Below are 17301 nucleotides of genomic sequence, written 5' to 3'. Positions count from 1 at the left end.
TTTTAGAATCACTTATCTTTTTTTCCGGCCAAAAAAAGATAGAAAAAAGGCCTGGAAATGCAAGGCGGCAAGTTCACACTCGGTTTTATCGAAAGGCATAATCGAAGGTTTTATTTGGCTCTTTCGTTTGACATAAGGCGATTTTCCCGTTAAGTGGCACCGATTTCTGTATGCCTGGTAATTGAAATTACTCAAGCATCGTTGCTTAGGAATCATTTGTGACAAAGCCACTTCCCGAAGCCACCTGACGCCTTATATCTCTTTGGGCCGCTGTACATTTCCAATACACTCCATAATCATTACTTATTTTTCCTACCCAAACTCTTATCCCCAAACACTTCTACACCTGCCTACTGTCGAAGAAAGGTAGGTTTTACATTCAAAAAAACAGCTTTGATTTTAAAAAAGGCTGACAATTTTTCAATTGGCATAAACTTAGTTCGTAACGTCAGTTAATTATTTATCTGCCAGACCATCCACCGATTCCAGTATCTGTACCGAATGTTCAAAAACCCTTGGCATAAAAGGATAATGGACCAGCGTACTTCCCGCCAGGTAAAAATTGACCCTCGTAATCAAAAAGTCTTTCCCCGCCAGTTTAAAATCTTCCAGGTAGTTTTCCCAACTGTACCCGGGATCGTTGAATTCCAAAACGAGTTGATAATGGAAGTTCAGCATCTCAGATAATTGCTCCTGCCCGATCTCCTTATCCAGCGTAAAAGCCAGGAATTCAAAGATATCCCGCTGCGGCAGGTGGATTACTGCGAGTTCCCAATCGTAAATACAGGGATCGCCATTTTTTCGGATCGCCACATTCCTGGGATTAAAATCGTTATGCACCACCGTTAAAACGCCATGAGGTTTGGGTTTAAATTCCTCCCATTCATTGATTACCTGGTTCATAAAATCAAAGTAGTGGTCAAGTTCCAGGTATTCGTAGTCTTTCCGGTTGGTGGTAATGAAAGACAGGTAAAGATCGATCGATTGGGTGAAGTCGAGGGTGAATATGGATGGAACCCTTTCCTGGTTTTCCCCGTTGGCAAACCGGCGATGCACGATGTGGATGGCTTCTATGGCTTTTTTAATAAGCGGGACCGTCCATTTTTCCGGCGCATTACCCGTGTTAAAGAGGCTCATTTCCGACTCACACAATCGTTCGAGGAAGAAAAGGTGGATTTCCCTGGTTTCATCCACCATGGCCCCGTAGTATTTGGGGGTATAAGGATAATCAAACGATTTCAGGGCTTCATAGATTTCAATTTCCTTCTTGTGGCAGTCTTTGTATTCCAGGAAATCTTTATATTTCAGCAGTTTGTCTGCCAGCTGCACATTGAGGTTGCTGGCCATAAAATGCAACCCGTCGATCACTTCATCTCCCAGAGCCTTGCTTTTCACCAGCACGGGCAATATTTTCCCGGTTTCCATTTCCAGATCGGCCTCAATAAAACCGATCACTTTTTTCGACACCTTGCTCGTCAGTTCCATCAGGATTCCATTGTCCATGTGGGATTGGGTTTCCATATGCAATCGGCGGATGGTTCCTTCGAGGTAAGGCATGGATTGTTCAAAAAAAGCTAAATCCAGTTCAGACCGCAGGAGCCATCTTACGGGTTTGTTCCTTCCCAGTTTCTGATGTGCCCGGGCAAATTGTCCGCTCACGATGGCCGCCAGGGTTGAAATCTCTATCGACAGGGCGAAGCCGGCGATCAGTTTGGCAAACCGCCCTGATTTTCCGGCGCCTTTGCAACCCATGAGTTCGAGTATTTTGGATGCCGTTGGCAGGTGGGTGCCGCCGCCTACCGTTCCTACCACAAGGTTGGGAAGGGTGAGAGACAGGTATAATCCTTCCGGCGTCTGTTCCATTTGTAAAATAGCCGTCGAGGATTCGTGGATGCTGGCCAGGTCCTGTCCCGTGGAGCCAAAGATGCCGGCCACGGCATTGGCTACGTTGATGTTATACCCGATCATCCCATCCAGGCGGCTGATGGCCATAGAATGATTGAAGGAGCGGAACATATCGTTCGCATTGGTGCGAAGGGTCTTTTCAATGATCTCATTGGTCAGGAAACATTCGCTGATCACATGCGTCCCACGGCCGTTTTGCATAGAATAAAAAGACACTTTTTTATCCGAGGCACCATTGCCGTCGATCACAAAGTGGAGGATGTCGATATTCGTTTCTTCCTGAAAATGCTGGTCGATCCACAGGCAGGCGTTCCAGGTGCAGGAGGTTGTCATATTCTGCCCTGAGGCGTCGCTGGTGGAGTAGATGAATTTCAGGTGTACAATCTTGCCGACGACGATGCTGGAAATTTCGAGCAGTTCCGCATAATTCGAATATTTGCCGGTAATGACTTTAATGTTATTCAAATTGGCCTTGATCCAATGGTCGAATTCCAGAGCTTCCGACATGTTGACAAAGGTAAACATGGGCGTTCTCAGCATCTTTTGGTGGACGATGTGTGCCCGGAATCCGCCGCTTTGGCTGATGGCCTTGGCCCCGCGGTTCAGGCTTGCCACCAGGGCACCTTCGGTGGTCGCCACGGCCCCGTGTACCCATTCGGGCTCCAGGTCTTTTTCAAGAAACAACAGCGGCCCGATCAGTCCAAGGGGAATTTCGATGGTGCCAATATAACTTTCGATATTATTTTGAATCTGAGCTAATTCGATCGTTTCGGATGCCACGGCAGGGGCAATATCCGCCACCAGTGTTTTTAAATAATCCATCCGCAGCTCATAAGCCGTTTTATTCATCAGGCCACGGCCCGGGACTTGTATATAGGGAATATTCATACGCAGGGGTTTTCAGGATTCAGTTCATTGAATCGGTTGACATAAACTTTTCGCACTTCGGCAATATGGGCATCCAAATGTTCAAAGGTCCAGTCTGAGGTGGGAAATTCGCCGATTATTTCCAGTTTCAATGTGCCGCCGACCGCATGTTTTTGCCCCTTAAAAGGGTTGGATTCAATTGGAATGTGAATGTATAAAGCCACAACCGGCAGTTTGGCCTCCAGGGCCATGTGGTAAATACCCCGGTTGAAGGGAGCAATACCGTGCAGGTATTTGTGGACACCTTCCGAAGCCCCGGCGATGGACAGATGTTTGCGCTTTAGGAAATTGGTGATTCGGATAAAAAATTTGAGCCGGCGTTCGGCATGATGTTTTTGGGGGATGTAAAATGTGCCGGCGGCTTTGGCCGAAATGACCAGCGGAACATAAATGAGTGTTTTTTCACTTAGCAGAAACCTCAGATTGGGCAACCCGACACCCGTCAGCAGGAATATATCGAGGTAGGAATTGTGATTAAATGTATAAAGTACCGGGTAATCGGGAAATTGTTCAACCGGCGGAAAAACCCCTTTAAAACCCATGACCAATAAGATAAACCGGGAAGAATATTTGATGATGTATTGGACGCAAAAGTTGCGCAGGTAACCGAAGCTCAAAAAGATCAAAATAAGCGATAGGCCCCCTGTAATCGTCATGGTGGTCATCGCTACCACCCATCTGTACAACACAATAAGGTTTTTCAAAATCCGGGATTTAAAAGGTGTGATAAAATAAATACAAATGGGTTCTGCCGGTGGAATGAACAGCTCGATTTCAAAAAAAGAAAAAAAGAAACCGGGAAAAGCCGAAATGTCAGAGGGGGAAAAAACGTTTTTACTTCTGGCTGGTCCTGCGGATCAATGGAGTGTTTTTTGGAGAGGCGTTGTTCCAAAATGAAACTCCTCAAAAATTACAAGTTATTTTATTGGAATATCAATTGACAAAATTAACTTTTTTTGATCAAAATTTCTATAAGTACCGTCGAATTCATTCGACGGAATCAAAACGTCCCATCGAATTCATTCGACAGGAGTTCCACAAGTACCGTCGAATTCATTCGACGGGAGATCCACAAGTACCGTCGAATTCATTCGACGGGTATTGCTTTTTTAATTCAAACCCATTAATTTGCTTTTTTACCGAGCCTTCCTGACCTCCAGGCAGCTTCGGTGCTAATTTATCCCCTTTACCATGAAAGCTAATAAAATAAAAACCTTTTATCGGCATAACCTGCCGCATTTGCAACCCATTGGCGCAGCCTTTTTTGTCACCTTCAGGCTGAAAGACAGCATTCCCCGAGCGAAGTTATCTGAACTGAAGCAGGCATTTGAAGCAAAGAAGAAAACGCTTCTCCGAGAAAACACCGTTTCTGCCAAACAGGAATTGATGGAGCACCACCACCGGTTCTTTTTGGCCTATGACAAATTGCTTGAAGATGTCCGGACAGGGCCGCATTATTTGAAGGATCCGAAGATAGCTTTAATGGTTACGAGTCAATTACACCGGTTCGACGGGGAATTATATGACCTGGTGGCTTATTGTATCATGTCCAACCACGTCCATATTTTGATTGACACAAGCCTTCAAATTCCTGAAGAACAAGACTTGTTCAACTTTGAACAAATGGATTTTGAACCCCTGGAAAGGATCATGAAACGGATCAAGGGAGCCTCAGCCCGTTACGCCAATTTAGAGCTGGACAGAGCCGGCAGCACCTTCTGGCAAAAGGAAAGTTATGACCGGTTTATCCGTAATGAAATGGAGTTTGATAATGTTATTGGATATATTTTGAATAATCCGGTCAAGGCAGGTATAGTGAAGAAGTGGGATGATTTTCCTTTCACCTTTTACAAATACACCCAATAAAAGTAACGAATCTTGCCTGGCAGCCAGACAGGTTCGGCTGTACGGAAAACCCTGATTTATTTAGATCAGATATATATTCTTTTTTTGGCCAATAATTTATTCAGCAATCGCAAACTTTTTTTTAAATTGGCGGTAAACAACACCATGGGCTATGATTCATTTTTCGGTTAAAACGATCCTGTAAAAGATGATCAAAAACGATACTTAACCAAATACTTTAAACATGAAAAACCAATATCAAAAAATCGTTTACGCCTTATCCATTCTAATTTTTTTATTTTTTTTCGATCCCTTACAGGCGATCCATACGGTTCATTACCCCAATGATGATGCAATGGCCATCGGTCAAATAAATTTTCATGGTGCGTTTATTTCCGGCGAAGAGACAAAACTCGACTGGAGGGAGAAAATCGCACTGAAGATTTTACGAAAAAGATTAGGAAAACAATTGAGAAAAGGATCCGGGAACATCGCTTTTCCTTTTTCCGAACCTCCCGAAAACGAATGTGTTACCCTCATTCTGAAAGATGGCAAGCGGCTAAAAATCCAGATCGTAAAAATGACGGAAGAGAAGGTTACCTACAGGATTTGCAACGATCCGGATGGCCCTGAAATAACCTTACCCTGGACAATAGTAAAAAGCCTCGTTGGCCATAAGGGGGCAGGCCCCGTTGTTCAGGAGGCCAGAGAATACATGGCCAAAATAAATAATAAACCAAAAGACTACAGTTCCTATGATGATTGTGTCGTGATCCGTTTGGTGGACAATAAGAGGATAAAAGCAAAAATCACCAGAGAAACCGAAACAGCTTTCGTGTATAAAAAATGTGGAGAGGAAAATTCGGCGGAAATTACAATTGAAAAATCGGAGATCACTTATGTTTGGGCAAAAGAGAAAGCGTATCAATACAGGAACCGGGAACTTTTGGCGAAAAAATCCGGATTGAAACTGGACGAGATTGCTTTGATGGCAGTAATTAGTACGACCCTTGGGGTCGTTTTACTACCTTTTGCCGGGCCCTTTGTCTTAGTCTTTTTGGGTTTAGGATTTATTATGGGTATCATCAGTATTTTTAGGATACTATTAAACAAGGAAAAATATTCAGGACTTTTTCTTGCCATACTAGCCTTAATTCCCGGGTTAATCGTTTTTATACTGATATTGCCCTATTTATTTTGAGTATCCAGGGTGAAAATTAATAGGCCAGATTCTTTAAACATAAAAAACGAATATCTGACCATCGTCTGTACTTTTTTAATTTTAGGGGGCCGCCGCCCGCACGGCGGTAAAGTCTATTCACGATCCGGTTGATAAGGTCCACCGTGTAATAATTGATCCTGCTTGGGATTGTTTTCGGTCACAAATTTTCACCGAATTTGTGACAAATAATTGATGTCAAAAATTGACTGGGCACACTAAATGAAGGTTCGTCATTCCTGCCCCTTCGTAAACCCGCACGGTAGTCAGTTTTCGCCTTTTTCCGGCAAGCCTAATATTTTCTCCTAAGTGATCCCGGATTTTTTGATGTTGAGGGAAATGAAATGCCTTTTCTTTCATTGTACTATATTTAAGACAAATCAAGCCTGAACGTACTTAATATAGTTCGAAAAAGCAAGATTTACTATCGATGGACGTATTAAAATCGGAGGAATGGTGCGTTACTTTCCAATACAAAACCTCCCAAAAATATTCCCCAGCAAATCCTCAGTAGAGATCTCTCCCGTAATCGTTCCCAGGTGATGCAGCGCCTGGCGGATATCCATTGCAATAAAATCTGATGTGATGCCCGAGTGCATGGCTGCCAGCACGGCATCCAGGCTTTCGTAGGCCTTTTGCAACGCGGCATAGTGGCGTGTGTTGCTTACGATGGTGCTATCGGTGTTGAGGTCGCCGCTGACGACGTTTTCGTAGAGCCGGTCCTTGAGCAGGCCCAGGTTCATGTTGTTTTTGGCGGAGATGGGGACGAAACGTTCGGCGGGCAGGTATTCGTTGGTGTAGTGTTCGGCTTTTGTGTAGGGGTTGAGGTCCATTTTGTTGGCTGCGCCGAGGATGATGAGTCCGGGGGTAGATAGTTTTGCCAGGTCTTCCTTCACTTCTTCCGGCGAGGTTTCGACTACGTCAAAAACGTAGATGAGGATGGCCGACTGACTGATCTTCTCAAAGGTTTTTTCCACCCCCACGGCTTCGATCTGGTCGCGGGCATCGCGGATGCCGGCAGTGTCGATGAGGCGGAAGTTGATGCCCCGGATGTTGAAGACTTCCTCGATGGTGTCGCGGGTGGTGCCGGCGATATGGCTGACGATGGCCCGCTCTTCTTTCAGGATGGCATTCAGCAGCGTGGATTTCCCGGCATTGGGCCGACCGGCGATGACGGTATTGACGCCGTTTTTTAGCACATTACCCAACTGGAAGGAATCGATCAGGGCCTTGAGCAGGGTACGTATCTTTTTGACGAGCTTTTCCAGGGCGTCCCGGTTGGCGAATTCCACGTCTTCCTCGCTGAAGTCGAGCTCGAGCTCGATGAGGCTGGCAAAATCCATCAGCTCTTGCCGCAGTTGGGCAATTTCATGAGAAAAGCCTCCCCGCATCTGTTGCATGGCAATGGTATGCGACGATGCTGAAGAAGAAGCGATCAGGTCCGCCACGGCTTCGGCCTGGGAAAGGTCCATCTGGCCGTTGAGGAAGGCGCGCATGGTGAATTCCCCCGCTTCGGCAGGTCGCGCACCATGCCGGACAAACAACTCCATCAATTTCTGAATGATGTATTCCGAACCATGGCAGGAGACTTCCACCACATTTTCCCCGGTGTAAGACCTGGGAGCTATGAACAGCGAGGCCAATACTTCATCAACGATCTTGTCCCCGTCCCGGATGGTCCCGAAATGAATGGTATGGGATGCTTCTTTGGCAAGATCCTTACCCGGAAATACCTCATTGACAATGGTTATGGCCTCCTTGCCGGACAGGCGGATGACGCCAATGGCCCCTACTCCCGGCGGAGTGGCGAGGGCAACGATGGTATCGGATAGATCGACGGTGTGCAGCATGATGCTTGGTTGTTTCTGCAAATTTACGAGGAAAATTGGTTTTGATGGATAGTTTAGGATTTTGCATTGTGGGTTCTGCTGGTTTTTAACCGCAAGGCACGCAAAGAAGGCGCAAGGCAGGCAATGGCGGTTATTCAAAAATCAATGCAGCTTCATCGCTTTCCAGGAAGGCATTGCTTTGTTTCAGTTGGTCAGTCAGGCTGGTAAAATCTAAAGGGTTTAACCAGTGAGAAAAAGCATGTGCACGGTTCATCATCCTGACGTAACCATCTGGGGTGGCTTTTTAGTCAAATTTTTACGCAAAAAATGCCTTTTTTGTTAAATTTTTACGCATAAGCAAATGTTTTTGTCAAATTTTTACGCATAAAAGAGTTGGAAATAGAAAGGACCAGCACCAATTTCGGAGTTCGATTCTGTATTCGATACCCGCTGACGCACGGAGGGCAGGTTCTGCTGTTCTGGATCGCTAGCCATATTTGTTCAGATTTCCGAATTGGCTCCTGATACTTAATATTATTGTTGGCATTTGTGGAATGCTGATCGGTTTAGGTTTGTTTTTTGGTAAAATAGTCAGGAAAAGGGCTTTGTGGATAGAGTTAATGCTTTTAGGGATAACCGGGTTGCTAAACATACTGTTTCTTTTATAGAGAAATTTTTTCAATAAATCCAAGCTCATGTTACATTATAAGAGATCATATATTTTAAGTTTTATCACAGCTTTTAGTCTTATTATTTCCAATTGCCGGGAAGGGCCAAATACTATAATCCCTGGCAAAATTGAAAAGGATATAGTAAAAGAAATGATAGCCGAAATAATAATTGACAGAGAAGAAAAAAAATTGTTTGGACCGGTACGTTCTCTCCTTGAATATGGGTATTCTGAAGAGGCTATTGTGGATGATTTTGTGCCGCTTGAAGGGGGACAGTATCAAAATATAGTCGCTGATAGCTTTTTTGAAAAGATAAGAGATGTTGAAATTGAGGAGAGTGCGTCGTATTTGTTCAACAGATCAGGCCAATTGATCAGAAGTGTAAATGGATATCAAAGTGAGGATTTATTCCATGAGTATGAAAAATTTTATTCCGTATTTATTGAGAATTTTATTTTTTCCAAAAAAGGAATTCTTGAAGAATGGAATCGAACGAATTTTAATGGAAATTTTATATTACATCGCTCATTTATCTATGATAAATCAGGAAGACTGATTGAGGTAAATGAAACAAGTCTTCCAGATTCCAATCTAATAAAATGGGAATTTTTTTATAAAATTGATACTGTAATAATGGAAGAAACGGCTTCAAAAAATGGGGTAATCCATTACTCTAACGTAAATACTTATGATAAATACGGCGAATCTATCAACTATGTGCCAGATCCTGGAGAGGAAAAATTATTTGATAAAAACGGAAACCTGGTAAAGGTTTTTTACCCCGGATTGGAAGGACTCACTTCGGCTTTCTCTATCGCATACGATTATGATTATTTTGATCGTAAAGTCAGGGAGACTCACTATGACTCTCTGGATAATATTACCAATATGGAAATGTTTTATTACGATGATAAAGGGGGTGTGATCCAGGCTGATAAAATCGACAAAAATAGGATTGCAACACAACTTCTTGCGGGAGATGAATATGGATACCCAATTGAAAGGATCTACTTGCCATTTAATGATTCAATTGGTTCGTTTATATACAATTGGGAAAATAAGGATAGATATGGTAACATTATAAAGCAAGCCTGGATACAAAGAGATGAAAACGGAAACCTTTTGGAGGATGTCAGAACGACGGATTTTACCTATGACAAAATGGGCAATTGGATAAACAAAAAAGTTTTTCGTAATGACACTTTGGAATTTATTTATGAAAGGCAAATAATATATTATTAAGGCAAAGCAATAACTTCCTCTGGTTCTCTTAAAGGCGCTGATTTATAATATTTATTTAAAACAAAAAGTTGATATTTTATAAATTTTTTACTATATTTGTTTTTAGTTAATTTTCTCCACCAGTATTCTTAAATCACCCGAAAATGTTGGCAACACAAACCGTCTTTCAAAACATAATAAACGCACACTAAAACAGGCGTGAACATCAACCACAAAGCTTAACCGGACAAGGTGTGTTGCCAAGATTTTTCGCATTATTATTTAAAAATTGGAACAATCATATCTCAAAGGCAGGGGCGCACAGATCAACCCGCCCAATCGTTTTCATAACCTGGTTTATGACGAAGGGACACAGCATTTGCTGGCGGAAGACTCCGGACAGGTGCCGACCAAATACATCGAGGTATATCCCAAGACCATAGTCAATAAGGTGGAAAGCCCGGATCTGCCGTTCAATTATTCCATGAATCCTTACCAGGGGTGTGAGCATGGCTGCGTGTATTGTTATGCCCGCAACACGCACCAGTATTGGGGATACAGCGCCGGGTTGGAATTCGAACAGACCATCCTTTATAAAAAGAATGCCGCGGCATTGCTGGAGAAACAACTGAAATCGCCCCGCTGGAAAGCCGATCCCATCATGATGTCCGGTAATACAGATTGTTATCAGCCCGCCGAAAGTAAGCTGGGCATCACACGCGAATTGCTGAAAGTGCTGCTGCGATACCGCCATCCTGTGGGCATCATCACCAAAAACAACCTCATCCTGCGCGACCTGGATTTACTGAAAGAATTGAACCAATACAACCTGGTTAAAGTGGTCATCACCGTCACGACTCTGGATGATACCTTGCGGCAATTCCTCGAGCCGAGAGCCTCCAGTATCCCGGGCCGGTTTAAAACCATTGAAGCGTTGGCGAAAGCGGGTATTCCCGTGAATGCGATGATCTCACCCATTATCCCGGGCCTGAATGAGCATGAGCTGATGCCGTTGGCCAAAAAGATTTCCACCCTGGGCGCCAACGATATTTTTTATTCTCTGGTGCGACTCAACGGGGAGATCGGCCGTATTTTTGAGGACTGGCTTTCCCGTGTTTATCCCGACCGGAAGGATAAAATTCTTTCCAAGATCAAATCCTGCCACAGCGGAGAGTTGGGCGACAGCCGTTTTGGAAAACGTATGTCCGGAGAAGGCAACATCGCTAAAATCATCAAAGACCAGTACAAACTAGCCAAAAAGATCTATTTCAAAAATGTCACTTCAGTGCCGTTCAATCTCGACCTGCATGATGGGTTCAAAACCGGGCAATTGAAGTTGTTTTAGTAGTTTGTCGTTTCAATAATTTAACCGCAAAGGCCGCCAAGGAGGCGCAGAGTTCGCTAAGAAAGCATCAGCACTACAACCCTTCAGTCCTTATTCTCTTAACTCATTGCCCCATCACCATTTTTATCATACCATGAAACACCTGACCTTCATCTTTTAGCACAAGGTGACAAAACCACATCCCGCTGCCCGGCGCTTCAAGGGTAACCTTGTATTCCCCCTCGTATTGCATGGTATGAACCAGCGTTCCCACATGGCGGCCCAGCACATCCGTCAGGAAAAGCTCCACTTCAAAAGGCTGGTTTAAGATATATCGGATTTCGGTCTGACCTTCAAAAGGATTTGGGGTGTTCTGGAAAAGGTGGTAAGGTTTTGTAGGCTCAGATTCAATAATTCCATTCACCTGACATTCCTGTCCGGGGCAATAGGTACGCGCCGCCAGGGTACAATCGAGCACAAAAGGATTGGGTTTGTCATCCTGGTAATGGGCAATTTTGTTCGTTCTTTCCCATTCTTTGGTATCTACGGGATCGGCGAGATGCCACTGGCAAAGGGTAGCTTGCTGGGCCGGAAAAAAAGCATTGTCCGCCGCGTCGGCCTGGTCTTTGTACATGGTGTAGAAGTAAAACATGGCGCGGGCAATATCCCCTTTATGGGATTCCCTGGGTTCGAAGCCGCCGGGCCGGAATTCACTGTACAGGTCGATGTTGTCGGTCGGAATATTGGTAAGCAATTGGTTGAGATAGTACCATTTCGTCGTTTGGTTGTCATCGATCTCCGCAAAAGGTTCATTGGCACGGGCGGCATTCACATCGATGCGGGTAGGAAAAAGGTGATGCATATCGGATTTGGCATTGCCCGCTTCGGCTCCTTTACTAGTGGGATAGGTATGCTCCGTGTTGATACCGTTGGCGCCCCCGCCCATGAAAGCCGCCACCGTCGGATCTTCATTCGGGTTGAGGTAAATGGAGAAGCCTGTATAAACGCCGGTCAGCGTGTCATGTACTGCATCAATTTTTGAAAACAAGGTATCTCGCGCCTGGGTGTAATTTAAAACGGTGGCCGGTTTATAGTTTTGTACCAATAACCCAAGCAGTTCGTCTCCGGAGTAAGTCGGAAAGACATCTATTTGCTGGGCCGGCAGCCAAAGGCTCACAGTCAAAAAAATGATCAGTGGTAGTGCGTAAAATTTCATATTGCTTTTTTTAAAACGTAATCATCAAGTGTCTCTATAGTTTTGGAAAACGCTCCGTATCCACTCATCCTCCCATGGAGCGCAGCGACATCCCCAGCACTTATTGGTTTTGAACATTTCCCTGCCGAATACAATCAGGTGCAGGGCTCCGCAACATGCTCTCCATAAATAAAATTTAGGTTGCGGTGCGCTGCACCTTTGATTATTTTGGGGCCTTTTTACAACAAATATTGCGGTGCTCTGCACCTCACCAAAATTTGGCGGTTACAAAATCAAAACCAATTAGTACTGTGATTCACTCATCAAATCATCGCAGCATCAAATCATCGCATCATCGCAGCATTGTAGCATCACATCATCGCAGCATTCCAGCATCATAGGATCAAATCCCCAAAATCCGCTTCACCGCCGGCAACACGACTGCTTCCCTTTTTTTATCAAATTCCATTTCTTCGGAAAGGCCGGCAAAGATAGGGGAATCCTCCGGTTTTTGAGCCAGCGTCATCATTTTGGTGCGTTCTGATTCGGAAAAATTGGCAAAAGAACGGCGTAGCAGGGGCACTACTTCGTTGAAATGATCTGGTGAGAGGCCGCTGATCCAGTCATCAATCAGTTTCCACAAGGCAGGGTGATGCACCAGCAACAGCCCGCTTCCATATAAAAAGCCCTCCACCCAACGCGCAATGGACTGGACAGAATTTCCGCCGGAAATGGCGAATTGCATGAGTTTTCCCGTCCGTTCGGGATCGAGGACCGACTTGTCAAAAAGGATACGGGTGCAGGCCCCTCTAAGTTTTTCTTCTGACACCATTGAAGAGGCAATGGCCATCAGCGTTTTTTGCCATTGATCGTTATGGTCCTCGTTGTCGAGGGCAGTGATGGCCCGGTGGGTGCGGATGACTTCCCTGAAAATTTCTTCCGTCACCTCTTCGTCGATATTCACACACAGGCCCGGCAGGCCTATGCAAATTCTGGGAATGAGTTCATTGATCAGATCACTCACTGCCGGGATATCGGTCTGGCGTACATCACCGTATTGGACGATCCACACCAGGGACGGCAGGCTGTCCATGAGCGACAGGATTTGATGAGTTTGTGCAGCCAGCTGTTGCATTTTTTGGAGCAATTCGTCTATGATCTCATGCAGACCGGCATCGAGAGCGGCTTTTACGTGAACCGTTAGGGTGGATAACCTTTCCTCTTCCCGCGCATTTTTGATTAAAAACATGGAAGCGGCCGACTTCACGGAATTGCCCCACATCCCGGCTTCGATGATCCGCAGTGAAAAACCGGGATGCCATTTGAGTTTCCAGTATTCTTTAAAACTGCCCAGGTCGTTATCCGAAAAATGCTGCTGTTGCCCCCAAGGAATGCCCAGGATATTCAGACGGTGAAGGAGATGGCTTTTCAAAAGGTCCGCTTCTTCGCGCAGGTCAATGCCCCCCTTGGGTTTGTCTTTTGTGCTTTTAAGCCATTCTTCCGTAGGTTGTTCCCAGTATTTGGTGAGCCGGGCCGTTTTTACTAATGCCAGCAGGTCTTTTTGAAAAGGAATCATGGGGATGTTTTCCGACACTTTGCCGACCCGCTCTCCAATGACCAGCGCCTTTCGGATGATATTGAGCTGCACCACCTCTCCCCGGCAAAAAACAGACAGGGCAGCTTCCTCCATTTCCTCGAGGGTGGGCAAAGGCTTTTTCCTCATGGCGGCAAGTGTTTTGGAAAGGCGCACGGCTTCCAGCACATGAGCCGGCGAGGCATCAAAACCTTCTTTACGGAAAAGTTGTGAAACCCTCGCCATCCAATGGGCTACCACATCCTGTTGCTGATCGAACAGCAGTGCGTACCAGGCCGGCGACACCACTCCGGCTCCGTAGCCGTTCTGATTGGCCAGTTGCTCATAACTCCACGGAATCCAGCTGACGCTCGATTTGGTTCGTTTGATGCCTTTGAGCAGGTCGTTGTCGGCACTGGCTTTGAATAGGCTTAAGTTTAACAGCGCAGGCATATGCCAGGCACCGCATACGACAGCAATTTTTTCAAAGGATTCCTTTTCAGTTTGTCGGATCATCTTGCGCATGAACGCTTCCCTAAGCAAGGTGCGCGGCGATTCCTGGCGGCCGAGTTCCTGCCGCAGGGTACTGATGAGCTCGTTGACGGCTTCAAAAGTATCGGTCGTACCGTCGGTCGTTTCAAAGACAGTATCCCACCATCTTTCGCTGTCTTTGTATCCGGCAATGGAAGCGATATAGCCCAGCGGATCGTGAATGATCGGTTTTTGGGTCTGGTCTTCAAGTTGTCCGGCAAGGCTCGTCTGCCGGATCTCTGCTTCTTCAGCATCGAGGGTAAATTGCAGGGCCATTGGCAGGTCGATGAACCGTACCTCAATATCATGCTGGTGCCCGTATTGGATAGCCTGCCATTCCGGAGAGTAATGAGCAAAAGGAAAATAGGAAGCTTTCTTTAGATCATCGGGCTGGTAGACGAGCAGGGCAACCGGCGGTTCCAACAGGCCATCGGTGGCATAGGAAATTGCGGGTTGGGCATCGGCAGGACCTTCTATGAGAATACAATCGGGCTGCATGGCCTCCAATGCCTTCACCAGGCTTCTCGCGGAGCCGGGACCATGATGCCGTATGCCGAAGACTTTGAGCATGTTGCTGCATTTTTTGCAAAGATGCGATCAAAAAGGGTCTTGGCCAAAAATAAGAATTGCTTAATCGGGAATTATCTCTTCGGCGGGGATGATATATCACGTACCTAAAGGCACTAAGCCTGCAGGTTAATATTCTGTACCCATAGGCCGTCCCGATGGGACTTATGGGTAGAGCGCCACTGGCACCCCCCCAAGGGGCGCCACACGGTAGCCCCATAGGGGCGTCATATGATTTGCAGCGAAGATTAGTGAACCATCAAATCAAGGGTTTGAAAATATATTGTTCATCATAGTCGATTTCGGCAGTTTTCAATAATTCGACGTATTCAGTAAGGAAAGTCTGTTTTCGATGATGTTCCTCCTGATTCTGAATATACCGGATTACCCTTGGTACATGGGATTTGGTATACGAAAAAGCACCGTATCCCCCCTGCCAGTTGAATGGAGTATCCAGGAACCCTTTTTTGTTTTTGAAGAATCAATTTTTTGCGGCATTAGCAGGATATATAGAATTGTCTTTACTTTAAACAGGCAAGTCTTCCGTTAAAAAGAGCTTATATATTAATTTTGCCCAGACACATAACTAAATATCGTGTATGAAACCTTGTAACCTATTTATCTTTTTCCTGTTGGCCAGTATCCATTCCACTGCCCAGATCGGGGTCAATATCGGTTTGCCCGAACGTGGAGGCACCTACATTGACCTGGTGCGGGAAAATTACCGCTGGAATGATTTGAACACCGGCAATGCCATCAACGGCAGCCAGGTAGATGAGCAGGGGTGGCCGAATGTGGATGCCCAGTATATCGTTGATTTCAGACCTGTCGCTGAGTGGAGTGGATCCATCGATGATCCGGAAGTTTACCGACTGGATGTCAGCGGTACGTGGAAATGTTCCTTCAGGGGAGAAGGTCAGGTCAGCGGACTGGTCGGTGGTGCCGTGCAAAATCTGCAATACGACGGGAATACCAATACGACTACATTCGATTTCGTGGTGTCTGCTCAGAGCAATGGCCTGATGCTCATCAATTTCAGCAATACGCGGAAGACGCCCAACGACCCGCTGAATTCGGGTTTTACCGATTTTAAAATGCTTCGTCCGGGGTATAATGATGACAGTGCCCTTTTTCATACCCCCTTGCTGAATATGCTGGATTCCATTCATTTTACGACCATTCGTTATATGGTATTTTTAGGCACCAACGGCCGCGACCCTGATTTTCCGGGACTGACGGAATGGGCGGACCGTAAACTGCCCACCGATGCCTCCCAGGCGAGTATTCCAACCATCGGCAAAAACGGCGGCGCCTGCTGGGAACATGTGATCGACCTGGCCAACCGGACAAAAACCGATGCCTGGATAAACGTACCCATTTCTGCCAGCTCCGATTACGTGACCCAATTGGCAACCCTGTTAAAAAACGATCTGGATGCGGACCTGAATATTTATGTGGAGAGCAGCAACGAGGTCTGGAATACGGCTCCCGGCTTTTCGCAAAGTCAATACAATCAGGCACAGGCCGCAGGGCTCGGTATCGGAGAGCAGGAAAACCACGCCCGGAGAACGGTTGAACTGGCGCAAATTTTCGAGACGGTATTCGGTGCAGGGTCGCTGAACAACCGCATCCGTGTGGTGTTGTGCAGCCACCAACCCATGCTCAAATGGTGGGTGGAACCCATGCTGCAATATGTCAGTACCCATTTTGGCGCACCTTCCGATTTTATTTATGCTATCGGTTGCCAAAGCTATTTTTCGGGCGGTCAAAATGTAGGTGATGGTGTAGGTCAGATCATTGAAAACTGTCTCAACAGCATTTCCGGCCAGATCAACGATACCGGCATCAATGAGGCGGGAAGGATGCAATGGATCGAAAAGGCCAGCCAGTGGAACCTGTCGGGGGGATATGTTTCCTATGAAGGCGGCCCTGATCACGGCGGGGGCAGTACAGCCAATATAACCAATCGCATCCTTGCGGAGCGCTCGGAAGGGATGTGCGAAGCTTTGCGATACAACTATGACGATGCCTTCCTGCAGCTTGGAGGTACCCTCGCCATGCAGTTCACCCTCACAAGCAGCTACAACCGTTACGGCTGCTGGGGATTGACGGATGATGTGAACGTTCCTGACCGGAATTTTAAATTTGACTGCCTGCGGGAATTGCTTTCCGGGGATTCGACGGTGACGGCTTTGAATCAGCCCTTAAAAACGAAAAACCTGATCGCAGTGGCTCCTAACCCGGCTTCGGGAAAGGTTAGCTTTTCCTTTGACCTTACCCTTCCGGCAGAAGTATCCCTTCGCATTTATGATCTGTTTGGATGCACCATTTATAACCTTGAAAAAGGTAGACTGGAAAGCGGTTCCCATGAGATGACCTGGGATACGGAAAAAACCATTCCCGGCATGTATTTTTACCTGTTTCGTATTGGGAATCAATGGGAAACAGGATCCCTTGTTGTACAATATTGATCCGGTTGATTTGATGAGTAATC

General features: G+C 46.0%; 10 protein-coding genes. 5 read left to right on the top strand and 5 right to left on the bottom strand.

Features of this window, described 5'->3' with window-relative positions:
* Positions 1–456: 456 nt before the first annotated feature.
* Positions 457–2793, bottom strand: a complete 2337-nt coding sequence (locus H6571_11625; protein ID MCB9324375.1) for a phosphotransferase — start codon at positions 2791–2793, stop codon at positions 457–459.
* Complete coding sequence (locus H6571_11620; protein MCB9324374.1) at positions 2790–3536, bottom strand: 1-acyl-sn-glycerol-3-phosphate acyltransferase; 747 nt, start codon at positions 3534–3536, stop codon at positions 2790–2792. Before H6571_11620 ends, H6571_11625 begins: the two co-directional genes overlap by 4 nt.
* A 487-nt stretch (positions 3537–4023) precedes the next feature.
* Between H6571_11620 and H6571_11615 the strand changes: the two genes are divergently transcribed.
* Positions 4024–4698 carry a hypothetical protein gene (locus H6571_11615; GenBank protein MCB9324373.1) on the top strand — a complete coding sequence of 225 codons (675 nt, stop codon included), beginning with the start codon at positions 4024–4026 and terminating at the stop codon, positions 4696–4698.
* 223 nt (positions 4699–4921) lie between these two features.
* Positions 4922–5878 (top strand): hypothetical protein, encoded by a 957-nt coding sequence (locus tag H6571_11610; protein MCB9324372.1) that lies wholly within the window; start codon positions 4922–4924, stop codon positions 5876–5878.
* A 479-nt stretch (positions 5879–6357) separates the two neighbouring features.
* Here the strand turns inward: H6571_11610 and mnmE are convergent, their stop codons facing one another.
* A complete protein-coding gene (mnmE, locus tag H6571_11605; GenBank protein ID MCB9324371.1) occupies positions 6358–7746 on the bottom strand; it encodes a tRNA uridine-5-carboxymethylaminomethyl(34) synthesis GTPase MnmE in 1389 nt (462 codons plus the stop codon).
* Between the two features lie 674 nt (positions 7747–8420).
* Between mnmE and H6571_11600 the strand changes: the two genes are divergently transcribed.
* Both H6571_11600 and H6571_11595 read left to right on the top strand, forming a co-directional pair.
* Positions 8421–9638: a hypothetical protein gene (locus tag H6571_11600; protein ID MCB9324370.1), complete on the top strand. Its 1218-nt coding sequence runs from the start codon at positions 8421–8423 to the stop codon at positions 9636–9638.
* 268 nt (positions 9639–9906) lie between these two features.
* The gene (locus tag H6571_11595) at positions 9907–10962 is read left to right on the top strand and encodes a PA0069 family radical SAM protein (GenBank protein ID MCB9324369.1); all 1056 of its coding nucleotides are present in this window, start codon (positions 9907–9909) and stop codon (positions 10960–10962) included.
* A 103-nt stretch (positions 10963–11065) separates the two neighbouring features.
* On the opposite strand, the gene H6571_11590 is transcribed toward H6571_11595, so the two are convergent.
* Entirely contained in the window at positions 11066–12157 is a 1092-nt protein-coding gene (locus tag H6571_11590; protein ID MCB9324368.1) for an endonuclease, read from the bottom strand.
* Positions 12158–12539: 382 nt separating this feature from the next.
* Entirely contained in the window at positions 12540–14810 is a 2271-nt protein-coding gene (locus tag H6571_11585) for a hypothetical protein (protein MCB9324367.1), read from the bottom strand.
* Between the two features lie 596 nt (positions 14811–15406).
* On the opposite strand from H6571_11585, the gene H6571_11580 reads away from it, so the two are divergent.
* A complete protein-coding gene (locus H6571_11580; protein ID MCB9324366.1) occupies positions 15407–17278 on the top strand; it encodes a hypothetical protein in 1872 nt (623 codons plus the stop codon).
* Positions 17279–17301 lie beyond the last annotated feature (23 nt).

Source organism: Lewinellaceae bacterium, assembly GCA_020636105.1.
Taxonomy (GTDB): Bacteria; Bacteroidota; Bacteroidia; order Chitinophagales; family Saprospiraceae; genus BCD1.
The sequence above is the reverse complement of the archived record's forward strand: the minus strand, read 5'-3'. Positions and strand labels throughout refer to the sequence as shown.